Here is a 20,484-nt window from a genome sequence, read left to right as displayed (position 1 = left end):
TCCATCTCATGTGGTCGGTAAGATCACCCTAGCCCCTCACCAAGTCGCGCTTCAATTTGTCCGATCGGCCGGCCGCGGTGATTAGCATCGCATTTGGTCGATGTCCGGTGGCCGGCCCCGTCGTTCTGGGCCGGCCACCGGCAGGTCAGATGGCGCCGGCGCGGCCTACGGGAAGGAGACCAGGTAGGCGTTGTTGGTGGTCGAGTTCGCCGGGCCACCGGTGTTGTTGATGATGTGCGAGACGGTGCCGACGCCGCCGAGGGAGACGACCGCCATGTCGTGGAACTTCACTCCCGCGACCGCGGGCACCTCGAACGAGTGGAGCGAGACGACCGCCGGGTTGACGTTGAAGTAGCAGTAGCTGCCGAGACCCCAGGCCTCGAACGTGGTGACCCCGGACGCCACCTTGATCGCCGGGTAACCGTTCTGCGACCCGTTCATCCAGGCGGCCTGGTTCGGCGGGTCGTACGGCATCTCGTTCTGGAAGAACACGATCTTGCCGTTGGCGCCGTTCCAGACGACCTCGTTCTTCTGGTAGTGCTCGACGAACAGGCCGGTCGTGAGCACGTTGTCACCGTTGACGGTGAGGCCGTTGTCCGCGGTGTTCACGGTCCAGCCGATCCCGGCGCCGTGGTCGGCGCGCCAGGCCCAGGTGTGGTCGACGATCGTGTCGTTGTTGTTGACTACCAGGCTGTTGGTGGCCTTGCCGGCCACCATGCCGCCGATCCGGAAGAACACGTCCTGCACCGTGGTCGGGTTGGCCGCGTGCGACACCCCGGACTTGGCGGTGCCGACCTTGAGCAGCGTGTCGCTGTTGGTGGTGCCGGCATCGAAGAGCAGACCCTTCAGCCGTACGCCGTCGACGTCCGCGACGTCCATCGCGTTGACACCGCCGTCCGGAATGATGGTCGGGTAGCCGATGCCGAGCACGGTCGTGTTGGCCTTGGTGACGTGCAGGGTCTGGTTGACGTGGTAGATGCCGGGCGTGAAGAAGATGTTGCACCCGTTGGCCAGTGCGGCGTTGATCGTCGCTGCCGAGTCGCCCTCGTGCGCGACGTAGAAGTTGCTCATCGGCAGCGAGGAGCCGGGGGTGCTCCCGCCCGCCCAGCTCGGCCCGGAGGCGTTGGTGCGCAGCGACGGCAGGAAGACGCGGTACTTTCCGGCCGAGTCGAGGTAGAGGTAGGGCACGTCCCGCGACACCGGCGTGGTGGCGAGAGTCGTGTAGCGGGGTCCGGCCGCGGCGGTGTTGAAGTTCGTCGCGGGGGCGCCGCCGACGCCCGAGAACACCATGTTCCAGTTGGAGCCGCTCCAGGCGCCCAGGGTGCTGTCCTTGGTGTACCACTGCTGCTGAGAGGCGGACTCGGTGGTCCCGTCGACCTTCGAGTCGGAGATGTAGCCACCGCTGGCCCAGCCGTAGCTGGCCGGGAAGAGGTTGAGCCCGCCGATCACGTGGATCCGGCGGAACGGCGCGGCCTGCGCGACGGCCCAGCGGTCGGTGCCACCGAGCGTGTTGATCGACAGGTTCTCGGCCGACCGCCAGAAGTTCTGGGTCGCGTTGCCGGCGTCACTGGCGTTGAACGCGTCCACCGTCACGGCGCCGTTGATGCGTACGTCATCGGGGTTTTGCCCGACGCCGAGGATCGAGGTGTTGAAACCGATGTTCGCGCCGACGTTGTACGGCGTCGTGCTCGGCTTGAAGATCTCCGCGTCCCGGCGCGTTCCGAACTGCGCCGACGTCGTGTCCTTCTGCGCGTTGAAGATGCTGTCCAGGGAGGACTGGATGGCGGCGTCCGACATCGAGTGGTCGTAGATGTGGACGTTCGGCCCGAAGTCCGGGGTGTCGGAGTAGGTCGGGCAGGTGCCGGTCGCACCCGTCGTGACCGTGAACGTCTGAGCGCCGGTGCCGTTGCAGTCCCAGATCTGCAATCGCGTGCCGTTGGCGGTGGCGCCGCCCGGCGCGTCCATGCAGCGGCCGGACTGCGGGTTCTTGAGGCTGCCGTTGGCCTGCTGAACCCACTGCTGCGCACCGGTTCCGTTGCAGTCCCAGAGCTGGAGCTGGGTGCCGTTCGCGGTGCCGCCGCTCGTCACGTCCAGGCAGCGGCCGATGGTGGTCAGTGCGGTGCCGCTCCAGGTCCAGTGCTGATCCGCGCTGTTGGTCTGGCAGTCCCAGAGCTGGACCGCCGTGCCGTTGACACCGGTGTCGTCGCCACTGACGTCGACGCACTTGCCGGCCGGGCCGGCGATGGTGTTACCGACAATGGCGGCGGCTGAGGCGAACTGAGTGGTACCGAAGACGCCGAGTGCGGCGACCACGGTGAGCACCAGCGCCGCGAGCAACCCGCGGCGACGCCATCGGGGAACAGCATTCATGTGCTTCCCTACTTTCTTGTACCTGCCCGGCAGGGGGACGAGGCCGGACAGCAGGGACGGCCGAGTTGACAGCGGGAAGCCGGCACCGGTCCGCCCAGGGGGATGGGACGGCAGGGGAACGAGCAGAGAAGGGGGTGAGAGAGCGCTCTCAAGCTCGGATTTTCATGACAGCATTGTTAACTGTCAAGGAAGTTTGTTAACTGCCCGGGAAGAAGGCACGAACGGGCACCCGAACCGACCCGGCCGAACCGACCGGCCAGGCGCCGGTCTGCTCACTGCCCTGCTGACGGCGCTGAGGAGGTGTCGGCTCAGCGTCCAATGTGCGTCGGCCGGCGCAGGCAGCCGCGGCTAATCGATGTCGAGACCCCAGACGTACGCTCGGCGATCGGTGCAGCCGGTCGCCAGGACCTGCCGGCCGTCCTCGAGGCTGCCGAACGTGACACCGTTCACCCCGGACGGGTGCTCGAAGACCGCTACCTCGGTCATCGTGGCCACCTGCCACACGACCGCGGTGTGATCGTCACTCGCGGTGGCCAGCAGCGCGGTGCCGTCCGGCAGCGTCGCGAACGCCACCGAGCGCAGCCAGGCGGTGTGCCGGGAGATCGTGTGCAGGAGTTCGCCGGTGGTTGCGTTCCAGATCCGGCCGCCGGCGTCGGCGCTGCCGGAAGCGAGCAGGACGGTGCCGTCCGGCAAGGTGTGGCAGGCGACCGAACCGACGGTGGATCGGTGGCCGGTCAGCTCGCGCAGGCATTCGCCGCCGGCGACATCCCAGACTCGTACGGTGCGATCTGCACTGCCGCTGGCCAGCAGGGTGTCGCCGGCGAACGCGAGCGACCAGACCGGACCCGTGTGGCCGATCAGTTCCCGCAGCACCGTGCCGTCGGCCCGGTCCTTGAACTTGACGTGGCCGTCGGCGCCGCCGGTGGCGAGGAGCCCGGCGCCCAGTGCGACGGACAGGACCGGGGGCTCGCCGGTGATCGCGTAGAGCTGGTCGCCGGTCGTCAGATTCCACACCGACGTACGGCCGTCGGCGCTGCCGGTGGCGAGCAGCCCGGCGTCCATGCCGACCGAGAAGACGGAAAGCGCCGGGCTGGGAAACTCCGCCGCCCACAGGCAGGTGCCGGCCGCGGGATCCCAGAGCCGCACCGAGCCGTCCCAGCCGGACGTCGCGAGCAGCCGCCGGCCGTCCGGAGCGTGGTCGAAGGCAACCGCCCAGACGATCTCGTGGTGGCCGGAACATACTGCCAAGGGGTCGGGATTCGAGGCAGTCGACATCGGTTCCACACGCTATGACATGACCGAGAACGGGTCCTCCGGGGGCCCGGAGTTTCGGGTGCAGCACCCTACCGAGAGCCCGGCGGCGGGTCCCGTCTCGCCGCCGGGCCCTCGGGGGCTAGCCCACTCGGTATGCCAGGAACGAGGACTGGCCGGTGGTGGCGTCCTGTTGGGAGCCCACCACCCACTCCGTGGATGCGGTCGCCAGGGTGACCGCGCCGAGTGTCGGCGTCGCCACGCCGCCGCTGGCTGTCACCGGGGTCACCGTCCAGGTCGCGCCGTCCCAGTGGGCCAGGGCGGCCGCGCCCGCGGCGTCCGAGCCGGCCACCCAGACGTCGGTGCCGGACCGCGCCGCCACGCTCTGCAGCGACGCCAGCGGTGGCGCCGCGACCGAGCTCCACGCGGTGCCGTTCCAGCGGATCACGAACGCGCCGCCGGTGGAGCCGTAGCCCACCGCCCAGGCGTCGGTCGCCGAGACGGCCGAGACGTCGTACAGGTAGGTGCTTCCGTTGTTCGGGGTGCTGACCTGGGTCCAGGCCGTGCCGTTCCAGTGCTCGATCAGCGACTCGCGGAACCGGTTGCCGTACGGCAGGTTCAGCGAGTAACCGGCCAGCCAGACGTCGTTGCCGGCGACGCCGTCCACGCCGGTGACGAAGTTGGTGCGGGTGCCGGGGCTCGGCGTCGGCACGGCGGACCACGCGGTGCCGTTGTAGTGCATCGCCAGGGTGTTACGGAACGTCGAGCCGGGTGTGGCCTGCTGGCCGACCGCCCACGCGTCGTTCGCCGAGAACGCCTTCACCGCGGTCAGCTCGGTGTCGTTGCCGCCCGGCTTGGGCGTGGCCTGCTTGCTCCACGCGGTGCCGTTCCAGTGCAGGGCCACGGCCGTCTTCGCGCCGCCGGTCGCGGCGGTGGACTGGCCGACGGCGAACGCATTGCCCGCCGAGGTCGCGTCGACGCCGGCGAGATATGCCCAGTTGTTGGCGCCGCCGTTGAGCAGGTCGGGAATCGTCGTCAGGTTCCACCGGGCGCCGTTGAATCGCTGGATCACCCCGCTGCCGTTGCCGCCGACCGCCCAGCCGTCGGTTGCCGAGACGGCGACCGCGTCGGCGAAGCCTCCCATGGCGCCGGCCGAGGCCGCCGGGACCTGGGTGACGGTCGCGGCCCAGGCCGGGCCGCCGCCGGCGATGACCGCGCCGGCGACCACCGCCGATCCGGTGACGTTCAGAAGCGTACGTCTCATTGATCTTTTCCTTTCAGCTTCCGGTGCCGCGCATCGACAGGGTGCGGTCGCTCAGCGAGCCGGTCTCGTTGAGGTCCCAGCGGGTGCCGGCGGCGAAGACGGTGGGCCCGGTGGTCACGGCCACCGAGTAGAGCCAGTCCTGCCGCCAGCCATCGGCGTACGGTGCCATCGGGGCCTGGAACGAAGCTGACGCGCCGCTGAAACGGATCAGCAGCCGAGGCAGGGCCGCCGCGCGTCGAGGCGTTCGCGCACCGGGGAGGCCTCCGGGTGGTGCAGCGGCTCGAGGATGGCCAGGGCTGCCCACCAGGCGTGCGCGGCGCCTCCTGCGCCTCGCCAGGGCGCCGTGAGCCCGAGCCGGGCCAATCTGTCAGGAACCTGTGTCTTGCTGTGCGTTCCTGTGGATCACGCGGGGCCGGCCGGTGCCGCGCCGATGGGTGAGGGCGACCGACAAGAACGACCAGCCCTTGGAGTTGACATGAGCATCACCGCCCTCAGCGCTACCAGCCAGAGCAGCACGACCTGGCAGACCCAGAAGACCGGCCACGGCCACGGCGACCGCGCCGCGATGCGCAAGGCGCTCGACGCCGCGGCGCAGACCCTCGGGATGAGCGGCAGCGACCTGCGCAGCGCGCTGCAGAGCGGGCAGAGCATGTCCGAGCTGGCGCAGAGCAAGGGCGTCGACACCGACACCCTGACCACCGCGATCAGTAGCGCGATCAGCGGCGCGAACTCGTCGCTGTCGAGCGAGCAGGCCACCGAGATGGCGCAGCGGATCGTCGCCGGGCCGCCCGCCGGTGGCACGGGCCGCCCGGACGGGCCGCCGCCCGCCGGCCAGGGCGGCCGGCCGCCGCTGGGCGCCGCGATGGACTCGCTGGCCGGCACGCTCGGGATCAGCACGGACGAGCTCAAGTCCAGCCTGCAGAGCGGGCAGAGCCTGACCGACGTCGCGGCCGCGCACGGCATGGACGCGGACACCCTCAAGACCACCCTGACCACGGCGTTGGCCAAGGCCGACTCGGCGCTGACCCCCGATCGGGCCGACTCGATCGCCGACCACATCATCGCCGGCCCGGCCCAGCGCCGGCAGCAGGACGGGCAGTTCGCCCGGCTGATGTTCGACCAGCAGAGCACCGGCTCCGGCAGCGGTACCACCGGCTGGAACTCGATCAGCCAGGCCACCCTGCAGGCTCTCTACAGCAAGTACGCCACCGGCTCGACGACCGCACAGCTGGTCTCCACGCTGTAGCTCTGACACGGCCGAGGCAGACCCCGGAGAAGCGTCGGCCGCACGAATCGCTGGTCAGCCGAGGGTCGTCGATGCGCGGCAGGGTCGTGCCGGAGCAAGATTTCCGGTACTGGCGACGCCGCGCGGCGTCGTGGGCGAGACTTCCGACATGTCGAGTTCCAGTACGTCTTCCGCTGGGTCGTGCCCGTCGCTTTGCTGGGCCTGATCGTTGCCTGCTTCCTCAAGGAGGTGCCGCTGCGCGGCAGCGCCCGAGCCGCCGCCACCGACGTCGGCGACGGCTTCTCCGCCCCCACGCCCGCCGACCGCGTCGCCCAACTCGAACGAGAGGTCAGCGACATCATGCGCCAGGCCGGCGCCCGGGTCGTCCTCGACCACGTCGTGGCCGGCGCCGGCGGCGCGCTGAGCACCGCGCAGGCCTGGGCGATCGGCCAGACCCACCTGCACACCAGCACGAAAGGCCGGGCCGAGCTGACCGCGATCGCCCGGACGCACCGGCTGCCGCACGAGGTACTGCAACCCGTCTTCACCGACCTGTGCCAGTCCGGCTACGCCGAGCAGGCCGACGACCTCGTCACCCTGACCCCCAGCGGACAGCAACAGCTCGACCGCGTCCAAGACGCCTGGCTGCAATGGCTCGACGCCCACCTCGACGACATCACCATGACCGATCCCGACGACCGGGCCCTGATCCACCACGCCCTCACCAACATCGCCGGCAGACTCGTCGACGAGACCGCCGCCCACCAATCGGCCGACAGGTGAGCAAAAGCCCGGCCTGATCGTCATCGCCGCCGCGTGGCGGGCGGCTCCTCGTCCAGGAGCTTGGCCGCGATGCCGGCGTCGGTGATGACCGAGGTCGGCGCCCGGCCCCCGCAGGATGGCCCGCAACGGACCGCTCACCCCAGCGGCAGCCCTCCGGGACCGCCGGCGTCGCCACCCACCAGACGCTGTTCCCCGTTGCCGGCCGGCTCGCCGGACGAGCGAACCCGGCGAGCCGGCGTGCGATCAGTGCGTGAAGCCCGAGCCCTGAATGCCGGCTTGAGCTGCCGACGCCAGCCACATCGCGGTGGCGGTGGCCGCGGCGGCGAGGGCGGCGAGCAGCAGGGCGCGTGCGCGTCGGCTCATCGAAACACTCCCCTTCGGTGACCTCGGATCCCTGCATTCAAACACCGTCAGCCGACGACCGAGCGCAGCGGAATCCCGGCCGTCCGCAGGTCGGCCACCAGGTCCCGGAGGAACGGGTGCTCGTCGAACGGCAGGCCCAGCGGGTTCGGGATGGTCACGTACGCGGAATCGCCCACCACCGCGACCGTCGCGGCGGAGGTGTACCGGTCGACCAGGCTCCGGGTGCGGGCCAGGTCACCGGCGGCCACCTCGATGCGGCTCGGCCGCCACTCCCCGCCCAGGTTCGGCGGCGCCGGCTGGGCCGCCGCGGCCGCCCGGGCCGGGTCGACGCCGGGCGTGCTGAGCCGGGCCTGGGCGTCGGACCCCGGGTGGAGCAGCGCGTTGGCGAGCAGCTGCAGGCCGCTCTCGTTGTACGCCCGGAACAGCGGGTTGTACGCGAACAGCACCGCGTGTCCGGAGCCGGTGGGCTCGTCCACCACGGTCGCCGTCCCCTTCAGGACGTCGGCGTGCACGGTGTAGCCGTTGGACCAGAACGTGTCGCCGCTCGAATAGGTGGCGACGTTGACCCCGGTGGTGCTCGGGTTGAGGATCGGGTCGTCGTTGTTGAACTCGAAGTCCTCGGCCGGCCGGCCCGCCGCGACCGGGCTGTTTGCGTCCGTGTTCACCCGCAGGTGCGAGCCGATCACCAGGTAGTCGTCCGGCTTCGGCTTCTCCGTGGTGGAGGTCAGCCCGGCGGCCCGGGCCAGGCGGGTGCCCTCGTTGCGCAGGCCGACGTAGGTGTGGCCCTGGGCGATCCAGTTCCGGAGGTTGGCCTGGCCGGTCGCGGTGAGCCCGCCGGTCGCGTTGCCGCCGTCCGGCACGAGCAGCACCGTCCGGCCGGTGAACGCCGGCGTGTTGTCGTTGATGTCGGCCGTGGTCACCGGCGAGAGCGTCAGGCCCCAGCGCTGGCCGAGCACGTACCGGGCCTCGCCGTAGGAGCCGGAGGTGGTGGAGATGCCGGTGCCCCGGAACAGCCCGACGTCGGGCAGCTCGATCGCCGTCCCGGTCGCGGGGCGGAGGCGCGGGGTCAGCGTGACGCCGAGCGACCGGGCGAGCCGGTCAACGGCAGGCGTGCCGGCGGTGGCCGGGATCCGCACCGCATCGCCGGCGCGGACGGCCGCGACACCCTGGCCGAGCAGCCGGAAGGTCAGCTGGGCGGCCGAGGCCGAGTCCAGCGGGTACGTGTACGAGCCAGTCGGCGGCGCTGCCAAGAAGATGCCGCCCTCGATCCGCCGGACCAGGTCGGCCCGTGGCCGTACGGCGTCGCCGGTGTACATGGTGTCGACGCCCATCAGCAGCGGATTGCTCCACGACGAGACGTCGTAGAAGTACGGGAACGGCACGTACGGGTCCTCGCCCAGGGTCGCCTGGATCCAGTGTTTCTGCGGCTGGTCCATCGGAATCCAGTACGCGCCCGCCGGCACGGTGACGTTCCGGGCGCTGCGGCCCCCGAAGATCCGGGCGTTCCGTACGGTGAGCGGCTTCTTCACCTCGTACACCTCGACGTCCATCCGCCGCAGCCGCTCGACCAGCCGGCGCACGTCCGCCAGCTGGCGGTTCGGCATCAGGAAGTACGACCTGATCGTGACGTCCGGCACCGGGAACTGGACCTCGTTGGTCGGCTGCACCACCTCGTTGGGCTCGAGCGCGCCGGCCCGGCCCTCGGCGAGCGCGTCCGCCCAGATCTTGTAGTAGCTGGTCAGCACCTCACGTTTGTTGGCGGCGGCCCAGCCCAGAGTCGACCACTGCGTGTTGAACTGCTGTTGCACGCGGTCCTGGACGGCCGAGGCGCTGCCCTTCTCGTACGTCATGCCGGCCGCGCCGAACCCGGTGGCCGGGACCGTGTCGCCGTATCCCATGTAGAACAGGTCGTAGGTGTCGTAGTTGAAGTAGCACTCGGTCGTGACCGTGTCGGTGCACGCGCCGTTGTAGCCGAATCCGGCCTTGTTCGCCGCGCCGATCCGGTTGATCCAGTCCACCGGCGCGTCGGCGATCTCGTGATGGATCGGGTCGGCGTTCGGCGGGAAGAAATACCTCTGGCCGCCCATCTCGTGGGCGTCGACGAAGACCTGCGGCGGGTACTTCCGGAGCAGCTCGATCTTGGCGTCGGTCTCCGGCTGGGTACGTGCGAACCAGTCCCGGTTGAGGTCGAAGCCGAACTCGTTCTGTCGCCGGCCGGCGTCCCGGCCGTCCGGGTTCTGGGTCGGCAGGATCACCGTGATGAGGTTGTCATTGCGCTGCCGCACCGCGCAGGAAAGGCCGGCGGCCAGCTCGTACAGCGTCTTGAGGGAGGCGTCGGCGCCGCTCTTCTCGCCGCCGTGGACATTGCCGGCGATCCAGACGATGGCCGGCCGGTCGGCGGCTATCCGGCGCGCCCGGTCGACCCGCATCGTGCGCGGATCCCGCAGGCCCCGGATCTCGGCGGCGAGGTGGTCGACGGCGCCCGGCTTGTTCGACACCACCGCATACGGCAGCGGCTGGCCGAGCACGCTGGTGCCCAGCGTGCCGCTGACCACGCGGTCGGACGCCTTGTCCACCGCGCTCAGGTAGTCACGGATCTCGGCGTTGGTGACCACCCGCTGCTGGCCGAGGCCGAGCGGGAAGCCGAGGAAGGTCTCCGGGCTCGGCACCGTGCCGAGGTGGGCGGCCGGGTCGTTGCTGCACGGGGTGGTCCGGGTTGCGGCGGTAGCCGGGGTCGGGGCCAATTGCGGGGTCAGGGCGGCCATCAGCAGGAGCGCCGTGGCACCCGCCATTCTTGGGAGTCGCATCGTGTGCTCGTTCCCTTTCCGGGAGTGACTCGGAACGATCACAGCCTATTGACCCAAGCGAATGGGAGCGAGAATGTCGCTACGAAACCTCACAGACCGCCCTGTCAGGCACCGGCCCCTGCCATTGCCGGGTGCAGGACGACCTTCGTCCAGCCGTCGTCGCGGTTGTCGAAGTGCTCGTAGGCCTCCGGTGCCCGGTCGAGGGGCAGCTCGTGGCTCACGATGAAAGACGGCTCGGCCTTGCCCGCGGCGATCAGGTCACGCAGTTGCCGGTTGTACTTCTTGACCGGGGCCTGACCGCTGCCGATGTGCTGGCCCTTGAACCAGAACATGCCGTAGTCGAAGGCAAGCTTGCCCTGCTTGGCCAGCTCGTCGCCGGCCCCGGGATCCTGCGGCACGAACACACCGACGTTACCGATTCTGCCGGTGAACCGCACCGAGGCGACCAGCCGGTTCATCGTCAGGTTGGCCCGCTCCTGCCCGTCGGGCTCGTGCGCCTGATAGCCCACGCACTCGCAGCCGTTGTCCGCGCCCAGCCCCATCGTCTCGTCCAGGACCGCCTGCACCGGATCGACCTTCGAGTCGTCGATGGCGATCGCGCCGATCGACTCGGCCAGCCGCAGCCGGTCGCGATGCCGGTCGACGACCATCACCTTGCTCGCCCCTCGGATGGTCGCCGAAAGCGCAGCCATCAGACCGACCGGGCCGGCACCGTAGATGACCGTCTGATCCCCGGGCTGCACGCCGGCCATCTCGGTGGCGTGGTAACCGGTCGGGAAGATGTCGGCGAGCATCACATAATCGCTCTGGCGCTGCTGGGCATCCTCGTCCAGCCGCAGGCAGTTGAAGTCACCCCAGGGCACCCGCAACAGCTCGGCCTGTCCCCCGCCGTACGGGCCCATGTCGGCGAAGCCGTACGCGGCGCCGGCCATTTTCGGTTCCGGCTGAGCGGTCAGGCAGTAGTTCGTCAGCTGACGCTCACAGTTCTTGCAATGCCCACACGCGATGTTGAACGGCAGCACGACCCAGTCGCCCACCCGCACCTTGTCCACCCCGGCGCCGACCTCGACCACCTGACCCAGGTTCTCGTGCCCGAACCACCGGCCAGGCTCGAAATCGGTCCGGCCCTCGTACATGTGCAGGTCCGAACCGCAAATGTTCGCCGACGTGATCCGCACCAGAACATCGGTCGGCCGCTCGATCCGCGCGTCCGGCACATCCTTGACGCTGACCTGCCGCGGCCCCTCATAAACCACTGCCTTCACGACTGCCCCCTCGTGGTAGATGCCTCCCTCCGCCCGGGCTCGGGCTGGGGTCTGCATAGCCGGGCCGAATACCCCCACGAAACCGCCTAAACCCGCAGCAGGCCGACGCCCGAATCCGCTATTTCGGTTTGATCGGAATTTCGATGGTGAAGGTGGTGCCGGGGCCGTCGTGGTCGCTGAGGGCGATGGTGCCTTGGTGGCGTTCGATGATGGTGCGGGCGATGACCAGGCCGAGGCCGGTGCCGGGTATGCGTCGTTCGAGCGCGCTGGAGGCGCGGTAGAAACGGCGGAAGAGGCGGGGTCGTTCAGCGGCGGGGATCCCGATACCGGTGTCGGCGACGGACCAGGTGATGTTCCGGCCGGCGTCGTCGAGGGCGGCGGTGATGGTGATCGTGCCGCCGGCCGGCGTGTACTTGACCGCGTTTGACAGCAGGTTGTCGGCGACTTGGCGTAGCCGGTCCGGGTCGGCGTGCACCTCGAGATGTTCCGGCAGCTGTGTGGTGATGGTGAGGCCTTTTTCGGCGGCCGGTGAGGCGGCGTCCACCGCTTGTCGGATGATGGCGCACAGATCGGTGCTGGTGGGGTTGATGGCCAGATGCCCGGACTCCAGCCGGGCCAGGTCGAGCAGATCGTCGACCATGACCGACAGTCGTTCGGCGTTACGGGTGACGACGCGCAGGTAGTGCTGTTGTTCGTCGTGGGTCAGGTCGTCGGGCGCCTCTTGCAGGAGCGTGGCAGTGCTGGTGATCGCTGCGAGTGGGTTGCGTAGCTCGTGGGTGACCATGGCGAGGAACTCGTCCTTGGTGCGGGCCAGTTCGATGGCGAGCTCTTCGGCGCGGCGCCGTTCCACGTACTGCCCGATCTGGGCGGCGAGGCCGCTGAACAGGCCCAACTGGGTGTCTTCCGGGTCTTCGACGCGGTCACCGTAGACGCACAGCGCGCCGATGGCGCGGCCGGCCGCGCACAGTGGGACGCCGATGGCGACACGTAGTCCGATCCGGGCGCCGGCCCGGCTGCGCGGGGATCCGGTGTCAGCGCCCAGATCGGGGATCCAGTGTGCCGCGCCTTCGGCGCAGACCCGGCCGGGCAGCGTGATGCCGGGTTCCAAGGTGTCGACGGCGAAGTCGTGCAGCCGTCGGCCGGGATGGGTGTAGCGGGCGGTGCAGTTCAGCAGTTGCCGGTCGTCGTCGACGACCCACAGCTCGGCGACCGGCCAGCCCATCTTGACGCCGAGGGCCTCGACAACCCGGGCCGCGGCGGTGGTGCTGGAGTCGGCTTCGGCCAGGCCGCGGGCGACGGCGGCTTCGGTGGCGGCGAAGCGGCCGGCTCGCTGGGTGGTGGTGATGTCGTGGGCGAAGACGTGAAACACCCGGCCGGTGGGCTCGTCGGTGGCAGTCATCGTCATCTCGATCGGTACCTCGTGACCGTCGGCGTGCCAGGCGGCCCACTGCAGCCGCCGGCCCCGCGACTGCCCGGCCAGCCCGCCGGCCAGTGCCGCGATTTCCGCACGGCCGGCGGCCCGCGCTTCTGGCCGCATGATCAGCTCTACCACGGACCGGCCGCACGCCTGCGCTGAGGTATAGCCGAACGTCGTCTCCGCAGCGGGGTTCCAGGCGAGCACCCGCCCGGTGGCGTCAAAGGCGAGATAGGCCTCCAACGCCGCGGCAAGCACGGCCGGAAGGCGCGGCGGCGCAACGCCGGAGTCACCAAGACTCTCAGACTCTGCCGGCATCGGCTCCCCTCCCATGAATACGCTGCGCTCGACCCCTGCGGTGATCAGATCGCCGAGCCCTTCGGTCCGGAAGGCGACCTTGCCGGCCGTCGACGCGAGGGCGATGAGCAGGAAGAAGAGCAGAATTGCGAATAGCATGACAGTAAGTGTTCGTCCGATCACCGATGGTCAGACAGTGGCAGAGATGCCATACTCCTTCAAAATCCTGCCAACCGGCGGAAAGCTGCGTCACATGCTCCGCAACGTGGCCGTGATCGCCCTCCCCGAGGTGGCGGCCTTCGAGCTGGGCGTGCTCTGCGAGCTGTTCGGCTACGACCGCAGCGACGAGGGCCTGCCCGCCTACGACTTCGCCGTCTGCTCGCTCGACGGCCGCCCGGTGCCCACCCACACCGGCTTCGACCTCAGCGTCCGGGCCGACCTGTCCCGGGTGGAGGCGGCCGACCTGGTCGCCGTCGCACGCTATTACCACCACGGCTACGCGGTGGACCCCGAGGTCAGCGACGCGCTGCGCCGGGCGCACGAGCGGGGCGCCTGGGTGATGAGCGTGTGCACCGGCGCGTTCGCGCTGGGCGAGGCCGGCCTGCTCGACGGCCGCCGCTGCACCACGCACTGGCTGCACACCGACGAGCTGGCCCAGCGCTACCCGGCCGCCAAGGTCGACCCAAACGTGCTCTACGTCCAGGACGGCAAGATCCTGACCAGCGCGGGCACGGCCGCGAGCCTGGATGCCGGGCTCCATCTCGTACGCGAGGAGCACGGCACCGCGATCGCCACCCACCTCGCCCGGCGGTTGGTCGTGCCGCCACACCGCGACGGAGGCCAGGCACAGTTCATCGAGACCCCGCTGCAGCCGGTACAGTGCGAGACCCTGCAGCCGGTGCTCACCGAGGTGCTCGGCACGCTCGACCAGCCACACAGCGTCGACACGATGGCCCAGTTCGCCCACATGGCGCCGCGCACCTTCGCCCGCAAGTTCCGCAACGAGACCGGCGCGACCCCGCACGACTGGCTCACCCACCAGCGGCTGCTGCTCGCCCGCCGGCTGCTCGAGGACTCCGACCTCGGCATGCACACGATCGCCGAGCGGGCCGGCTTCGGCAGCGCAGCCACCCTGCGGCACCACTTCACCCAGCGGCTGAACACCACCCCTCAGGCGTACCGCGGAACCTTCCGATCACACTCGGAGTGAGCCGCCCTCGCCAGGGGAAACTGGTTGCGGGGTCACAGAGTGACAGTGACCTCGGGAAAGCGCGGTGACGGACGGGTGAGCAGGCGGCTCGGCTCACCCCGGAGGTACCGACCGAAGAAGGCGCCCAGGTAGGTGCGCTCGATCGATACGGCCCGTAGCCCGTCGATCGTCCCTACCCCCTGGTTGATCCATTCCGGCCCCTCGCCGATGATCGGCGCGATCTGCGGTACCAGGGTGGCGAAGTCCGTGAACGTGAGGTGCTTCGAGCCGTCCAGTATCGGAGCTGGTCGAGGACGAACCGTACGTCGGCGACCCGCGACACGACGATCTCGCTCGTCACCCGGATCTCGTCGGTCGAGGGATCGGGGATGAAGGACCCCTCGAGCCGGCCGGCGGGCAGCTCGACGGCGAACGCGTCGTGGACGTGGTCGACGGTGACCACGACGTACCCGTGACTGGCCAGGTCCTGAACGAGGGAGGTGCCTTCGGAGCGGTGGCCCTGGAGGTTGTGCGACTCCTCCCACATCACCTTCCCATCCGCCGTACGTGGTCGGCGCGGCCCGCCATTGTCGCCGTCGGCGCAGTGGACACATCGGACACCTTGCCGGTACGTCCATTGCATGGGCCCTGAAAGCCGCTCGAATCCGCACGCCGGGCCCTCCCTGCGGCTAGCCCTACCGGATATCCACCGGGAGGCGTCAGCGAATTCGGCGGTGCCCGCGAACAGACTCGGCTCAGGTGAAGGAAGACGCCTTGGGAGGGCGGGAGACCATGCATACGAGATCACGGGGCTTCACCCGCGGCCGGATCGCGGCCCTGACAGCAATCGCAATGATCACTCTCGGTTTGGTGTACGTGGGCCGGCCCGCCGACCCGCAGGCGTCGGTGCCGGCCGGTGCGCGAGCCGGCGACCTGCGGCTGCAAACGTGCACCTTCGACACCGGGGCGAAGCACCTCGCCGCCGACTGCGGCACCCTGGTGGTTCCGGAGAACCGCCGGCGCCCACCGTCGCGGCTGATCGGGCTGCCGGTGGTCCGGATCCGGGCCACCGGCAGTCGTCCGGCCGAGCCGATCTTCCAGCTGTCGGGCGGACCGGGCCAGACGAACATGACCTTCCCGACCGCGGATCGGCTGACCGATCACCACGATGTGGTCCTGGTCGGCTATCGCGGCGTCGACGGATCGTCGGTGCTGAACTGCCCAGAGGTCACCTCGGCGCTGCGCAAGTCGGCCGAGCTGGTGAGCGATGCCTCCTACCGACGCTACGGCCGAGCTTTCGCCGCCTGCGCGCACCGGCTGGCCGGGCAGGGCGTCGACCTGGCCGGCTATTCCCAGCCCGAGCAGGTCGAGGACATGGAGGCCGCACGCCAGGCGCTCGGCTACCGGCAGGTCGACCTGATCAGCTACAGCGCGGGGACACGCACCGCGATGATCTACGCTTGGCGCCACCCGGATGCGGTGAAGCGATCGGTCATGATCGGGGTGAATCCTCCGGGGCACTACCTGTGGGATCCGGCGTTGACGGACGCCCAACTCGATCACTACGGCGAGCTGTGCTCCCAGGACGAGCGGTGCGCCGCCCGGACGGGCGATCTCACCACCGCGATGCGGGCGACCTCGGCGCACATGCCGAGCAGGTGGGGGTTCCTGCCGATCGAACCGGGCAACGTGCGGGCGGGGACGTTCCTCGGCCTGTTCAACACCACACCCTCGGCCGCGCCGCTGAACGCCCCGACCATGATCGACGCGTGGCAGGCCGCCGCGGCCGGCGATCCGAGCGGCTTGTGGGCCGTGTCGACGCTGATGAAGCTGTTCATGCCGACCGCCTTTACCTGGGGCGAGTTCGCCGGGGCCGGCATGATCGACGCCGACGCGGTCGACGCCTACTACGCCGCCGGCGGAGACCACGGCTCGATCCTGCGCAATGCCGGTTCGGATCTGCTCTGGGGCGGCGGACAACTCGCCAAGGCGTGGCCGGTCAGCCCCGACTACAACGGATACCGCCGGATGCGGCCGACCGACGTCGAGACGCTCCTGATCGGCGGCACGGTCGACTTCTCCACCCCGGCGCAGGCGGCCGAGACCGAGGCGCTGCCGGCGATGCCGAACGGTCATCAGGTCGTGCTGGCCGAGTACGGGCACGTCCCCGACTTCTGGAGCTACCAGCCGGACGCCGGTAAGCAACTCGTGACCGCGTTCTTCGACCGCGGCCAGGTCGACACGTCCGGCTTCCGGGTGCAGAAGGCGAATTTCGACGCCGGCGCCCTGACCATGCCGGCGATGGCAAAGATTCTCCTCGGTGCGCTGCTCGGCGGCGCGCTGTTCGCCGTCGCCATGCTCGGCTGGATGGCGTTGCGGGTGCGGCGCCGGGGCGGCTTCGGCCGTACGGCGAGCGCATGGCTGCGGAGCGCGGCGGCGGTGCCGGTGGGTCTGGGCGGCTGGTTCCTGGCTGTCCTGATCGCGATGACCGGGTGGCCGGCGCTGTTCATCGGCAGCCCGGCGGTCGTGGTGCCGTCGACGGGAATCGCCGTCGGGTTGTGCGTTCACCTCGCCAGGACCCGGCGCGACTGGACGCGCCGACTCGGCTACGCGAGCCTGTTCGTGGCTGTGACCGGAGCGCTGCTCGGCGGCTGGGCCGCCGGCCATGCCGCTGACGGGCTGACCGGCGCGCTGACGACGCTGGTCGGTGCGGTCCTCGGCGGCAACCTGGCACTCCTGACCATGGATTTGGTTCGCGATCGCCGGATGCCGCGCCCGATCGACGCACCCCCGATCCCGGCCGCCACCGTCGGCGCGGTCTGAACCGGCCCTCGGTCGTCCGCCGGGTCCGGATGGCCCGCCGCCGGGAGGTGCGGCGCGATCCGCACCCGGCGTCGGGCACGCCACGTGGAGCCGTCGGTCCGCGGTAACCCCTTCTGTATCTACCGGTGACCGATACTCTCCCGTCGGGCGGCCAAGCCCGACGGCGGAACGAATCGGTGGCCTGCGGTGCCACAACCGCTCGGTTGTCGGCAATCCGGCTGCGCCGCCTCGTTCATCTCGTGTCAATCCGGCTGCGCCGCCTCGTTCATCTCGTGTGCCGCTCGGCGAACACGGCCAAGCGCTGACCCAGTGTCTGGCCGGAGGTGTGGTCGAGTCGGGTGTGCACGCCGGCGAAGATCCGGCTCAGGCCGGCCTCATCGGCGATGTTCTGGAGTGACCCGAACGAACGGGTGATGCCGGGCAGCGCTTCAGAGGTGACGGTCACGGACGGGTGCGAGCCGAACTCTTTGGAGAGCACGACTGCCGCGGCCTGGCTCACGACGCTGTGCGCACCGGGGTACGACGGGTCGGCGGGCGTGTTGGCCAGTGGAAGCCACGTCGGGTCACCGCCGGCCACCGCCTGCTGGATGGCGGTCACCGGCCGCCAGATGGAGTAGTGGTACTTGGCCTCGTAGAACGCGACAACCGAGTCGGCCAGGGTCACGCCGAGCCTGGCGAACACCTGTGCAGCGGCATCTACGCCGAGGTTGTGCCGGGTGGTCAGGCCTTGGGTGATCTCGTTCCAGTAGTTCCAGATCGGTGCCGCCCAGAACTTCGCCTGCTGCGTCTGCTCGGGGGTACGCGCGGTGCTGGTGTCCTGGCCGAGCAGCCGCACTTCATCGGTGGCCGCCGCGTAGATCCGGCTGTTCAGCGACGGATACGCGGCGGGGCGGAACTGCTGCGCCGACGTTATGACGAACGGCTTCACCGCCGGCCAGTGGGTGAAGGCGGCCGCGGCGAAGGCGGGCGGCGCCGGCCGCCATTGTCCGGGCATGGTGCCGGCCGGATGCCGCGGCGGCGTGACGTCCGAGCCGTCGCCGGCCCTGGCGCGCAGGATCGCGGCAGCCGCGAGCATCCCGGCTCGGATGCCGCGCCGGCGGGCGTCGTCGGGAATCCCGATCAGGTTCGCGACGAGTCGAGCGTCGAGATCGCCGGCCTGGCTGGGATAGAGCGCGACGAGGACGTCATGGGCCGCCTGTGCCGCTGCTGCGACCGGTGAGGTCCGCCGGTCTCTCGAGAGGATCGCGTCGCGCATCGCGAGGTGCGTCATCGCGAAGCTGCGGGTTGGGTGGACGGTGGCCGGTTGCAATCCGGGCGTGCGGACGATCGTCAGCAAGAGCTTGTTCCATTCGACCACGATCCGACCGTCGGCGTTCATCGGGCCTCGGGGGCCCGGGTTGTGCTCTTGGGCATCGCTTGCCTGCGCCGAAGTGCCGGTAGCCAGCAGCGATGCGGCCACGCCACCGGCGAGGAGCAGGGATCTGCGCTGTACTCCTGACATGTCGTACCTCCGAGAATCGAATTTCGGCTCGGTGACAGATACGCCTGGGAGTTACACGCGTCCTCTTCTCGTCGCCACGACTGCCGCAACCGACCGCGCGGTCCGGAGCCCGGTGCGTCGTTTATCACCGACACGGCGCGCCCACGTTCTCAACACCGTCGGCGCTATCCTCGCCGCATCGATCAGGCCTGGTCACATTGCCGCGAGAATCGGCGCACTCTTTCCCTTCCGTCAGTTGATGTCAAACTCGTTGTCCTCCGGGTCCCTCATTCCCATCGCGTAGTGGTCGGATCCCTCGGGAGTCAGAGCCCCGGTGATCGTGGCACCGAGATCGGCCAATCGCGTCGCTTCGGCGTCGATTCGCTGTTTACGGATGGCGAGCGGGACGTCGCTGCTCGCCGTCGGGCTGCCGCCGCTGGCGTGTACGTCGAAGTGGAGGCGGTTCTTGCCCACCTTGGCTTCCGTCACCACGTTGAACCAGACTCGCGGACCCTCCCCGCGCGGATCGACAATACTGTCGAATCCGACTCCGAGATAACTTTCGGGAAGCCCGATATCGCGCCGCCAGTCGTCCCAGGTTTCGAATCCTTCCGGAGGCGGCTCGAGGACGTAGTCCAGGGCGGCCGCCCAGAAGCGGGCAAGCGGTTCAGGATTTCTGCAGTCTACGACGATCGTGAATCGAGCAGGCATCGTGGTCCTATGGAATGGCTGTCAACCAGGTCACCGGTGCGACCGCATCTCGAGCGATCTGCACGCCGCCGCCCAGGTCGGGGGCGGATGTCCGTCCAGGATCGCCCCTAACTCACTGATGAAGCCAGCGCTCTGCGTGGCGCAGGTGCGAAACTTCGCGTCAGGCGAGAAGATCAATAGTCGTCTGATCCGGGGCTGTCGCACGTGAGTACAGTGCCCAGGTCAGTGCGAGGTCTTGCCACGGAAGTCCGACCGGCGCATAGACCGTGACTGCATCCTCAGCGTCCCGGCCGGCGATCCTGCCCTGCAGAACGTCGGAGAGTGTTCCGGCCGCGGCGCTGACTTCAAGGCCGGCGTTGGCCAGCGCGCCGGAGGTGGCGGCAAGATTGAGGTCGTCGACGACTACGCGCGCCGTGCGGAGCAGGTCGGCGGAGAGCTCGATCTTCCCCGGCTCGTCCGCGCCGAGGGTCGTCAGGTGGTGTCCGGGCAGCACGTCGCAGGCGTTCAGTAGGGGCTGCCGGGACCAGGTGGCAAGGACGACGACCTCGCTCTGGGCGCACACCTCGCGGGCGTCGCCCACGACGTACGAGGTTAGGTCGGCCGCGCGGGCCGGGTCCAGATCGCACGCCACCAGCCGCCGCCAGCTGCGCAGGTACCGCAGACCGGCCAGGGTCTTGGTGGCCTGAGCGCCGGTTCCGACCAGGCCGAGCGTGTCGGCGCCGGGCGTGGCCAGCAGGTGGGTGCCCAGCGCGGCGGCCAGGCCGGTGCGCCACGCCGTGACGGAGGAGGAGTCGGCCAGGGCGAGTAGCTCGCCGGACCGAAGGTCATGCAGGCAGACGACCCCGCGCAACGCCGGCGTGGCGTCAGGGAACTTGGCGTTCACCTTGACGGTGTAGGCCGCTATGCCCGGCAGAAGGCCCGGCATCAGACAGGTCGCGGTCCCCGGGCCGGGAAGGTCCGTGCGGATACGCAGCGGTGGCTGCTGCGCGACCGGTGCGGTGAAGCCCTCGCGCAGGATTTCCATTACCTGACTCACATCTACCAGGCTGTCCACTTGCGAACGGGTCAGGACGACGGTCACGGCAGCATCATTGCAACTCCCAGGATCGTCCACCGCTCAATTCATCCCTCGCGGCGTGGCCTCACCGCGGCACCTTCACGCAATAACCCTGGCCGGCGGGTGGTCCCGAAAAGGCAACTGCCTTCTTGGGACCACCTGCCGGGTATGGACGAGGTGCTTAC

General features: G+C 69.7%; 15 protein-coding genes. 4 read left to right on the top strand and 11 right to left on the bottom strand.

What is annotated here, in order from left to right; all coding sequences use genetic code 11:
• Positions 1–165 precede the first annotated feature (165 nt).
• The 4 genes from ODJ79_RS38005 to ODJ79_RS37990 form a co-directional block, all read right to left on the bottom strand.
• Positions 166–2,370, bottom strand: a complete 2,205-nt coding sequence (locus ODJ79_RS38005; protein ID WP_263028534.1) for a ricin-type beta-trefoil lectin domain protein — start codon at positions 2,368–2,370, stop codon at positions 166–168.
• Positions 2,371–2,718: 348 nt separating this feature from the next.
• Positions 2,719–3,645, bottom strand: a complete 927-nt coding sequence (locus ODJ79_RS38000) for a WD40 repeat domain-containing protein (protein WP_263028533.1) — start codon at positions 3,643–3,645, stop codon at positions 2,719–2,721.
• A gap of 118 nt (positions 3,646–3,763) precedes the next feature.
• Positions 3,764–4,885, bottom strand: a complete 1,122-nt coding sequence (locus tag ODJ79_RS37995) for a hypothetical protein (protein WP_263028532.1) — start codon at positions 4,883–4,885, stop codon at positions 3,764–3,766.
• Positions 4,886–4,898: 13 nt separating this feature from the next.
• Positions 4,899–5,054 (bottom strand): hypothetical protein, encoded by a 156-nt coding sequence (locus ODJ79_RS37990; protein ID WP_263028531.1) that lies wholly within the window; start codon positions 5,052–5,054, stop codon positions 4,899–4,901.
• Positions 5,055–5,360: 306 nt separating this feature from the next.
• On the opposite strand from ODJ79_RS37990, the gene ODJ79_RS37985 reads away from it, so the two are divergent.
• The gene (locus ODJ79_RS37985; RefSeq protein WP_263028530.1) at positions 5,361–6,131 is read left to right on the top strand and encodes a hypothetical protein; all 771 of its coding nucleotides are present in this window, start codon (positions 5,361–5,363) and stop codon (positions 6,129–6,131) included.
• Between the two features lie 180 nt (positions 6,132–6,311).
• Entirely contained in the window at positions 6,312–6,893 is a 582-nt protein-coding gene (locus ODJ79_RS37980; RefSeq protein WP_263028529.1) for a hypothetical protein, read from the top strand.
• A gap of 410 nt (positions 6,894–7,303) precedes the next feature.
• On the opposite strand, the gene ODJ79_RS37975 is transcribed toward ODJ79_RS37980, so the two are convergent.
• The 3 genes from ODJ79_RS37975 to ODJ79_RS37965 all read right to left on the bottom strand — a co-directional run bounded on the left by ODJ79_RS37975 (position 7,304) and on the right by ODJ79_RS37965 (position 13,198).
• A complete protein-coding gene (locus ODJ79_RS37975; protein WP_263028528.1) occupies positions 7,304–10,063 on the bottom strand; it encodes a M14 family zinc carboxypeptidase in 2,760 nt (919 codons plus the stop codon).
• Positions 10,064–10,167: 104 nt separating this feature from the next.
• On the bottom strand, positions 10,168–11,328 hold the full coding sequence (locus ODJ79_RS37970) for a glutathione-independent formaldehyde dehydrogenase (protein ID WP_263028527.1): 1,161 nt from the start codon (positions 11,326–11,328) through the stop codon (positions 10,168–10,170).
• 118 nt (positions 11,329–11,446) lie between these two features.
• Entirely contained in the window at positions 11,447–13,198 is a 1,752-nt protein-coding gene (locus tag ODJ79_RS37965) for an ATP-binding protein (RefSeq protein WP_263028526.1), read from the bottom strand.
• A gap of 94 nt (positions 13,199–13,292) precedes the next feature.
• Here ODJ79_RS37965 and ODJ79_RS37960 point away from each other — a divergent pair, with 94 nt between their 5' ends.
• Positions 13,293–14,249 carry a GlxA family transcriptional regulator gene (locus tag ODJ79_RS37960; protein ID WP_263028525.1) on the top strand — a complete coding sequence of 319 codons (957 nt, stop codon included), beginning with the start codon at positions 13,293–13,295 and terminating at the stop codon, positions 14,247–14,249.
• Between the two features lie 172 nt (positions 14,250–14,421).
• On the opposite strand, the gene ODJ79_RS37955 is transcribed toward ODJ79_RS37960, so the two are convergent.
• Positions 14,422–14,778, bottom strand: a complete 357-nt coding sequence (locus tag ODJ79_RS37955) for a hypothetical protein (protein ID WP_263028524.1) — start codon at positions 14,776–14,778, stop codon at positions 14,422–14,424.
• Positions 14,779–15,080: 302 nt separating this feature from the next.
• On the opposite strand from ODJ79_RS37955, the gene ODJ79_RS37950 reads away from it, so the two are divergent.
• The gene (locus ODJ79_RS37950) at positions 15,081–17,051 is read left to right on the top strand and encodes an alpha/beta hydrolase (RefSeq protein ID WP_263028523.1); all 1,971 of its coding nucleotides are present in this window, start codon (positions 15,081–15,083) and stop codon (positions 17,049–17,051) included.
• Between the two features lie 265 nt (positions 17,052–17,316).
• Here ODJ79_RS37950 and ODJ79_RS37945 read toward each other — a convergent pair whose 3' ends face one another.
• The 3 genes from ODJ79_RS37945 to ODJ79_RS37935 form a co-directional block, all read right to left on the bottom strand.
• A complete protein-coding gene (locus ODJ79_RS37945) occupies positions 17,317–18,510 on the bottom strand; it encodes a vanadium-dependent haloperoxidase (RefSeq protein WP_263028522.1) in 1,194 nt (397 codons plus the stop codon).
• 273 nt (positions 18,511–18,783) lie between these two features.
• Positions 18,784–19,242 carry a VOC family protein gene (locus tag ODJ79_RS37940; RefSeq protein ID WP_263028521.1) on the bottom strand — a complete coding sequence of 153 codons (459 nt, stop codon included), beginning with the start codon at positions 19,240–19,242 and terminating at the stop codon, positions 18,784–18,786.
• A 160-nt stretch (positions 19,243–19,402) separates the two neighbouring features.
• Positions 19,403–20,323 carry an ornithine cyclodeaminase family protein gene (locus tag ODJ79_RS37935; protein ID WP_263028520.1) on the bottom strand — a complete coding sequence of 307 codons (921 nt, stop codon included), beginning with the start codon at positions 20,321–20,323 and terminating at the stop codon, positions 19,403–19,405.
• Positions 20,324–20,484: the final 161 nt, after the last annotated feature.

Source organism: Actinoplanes sp. KI2, assembly GCF_025630775.1.
GTDB lineage: Bacteria > Actinomycetota > Actinomycetes > Mycobacteriales > Micromonosporaceae > Actinoplanes.
The sequence above is the reverse complement of the archived record's forward strand: the minus strand, read 5'-3'. Positions and strand labels throughout refer to the sequence as shown.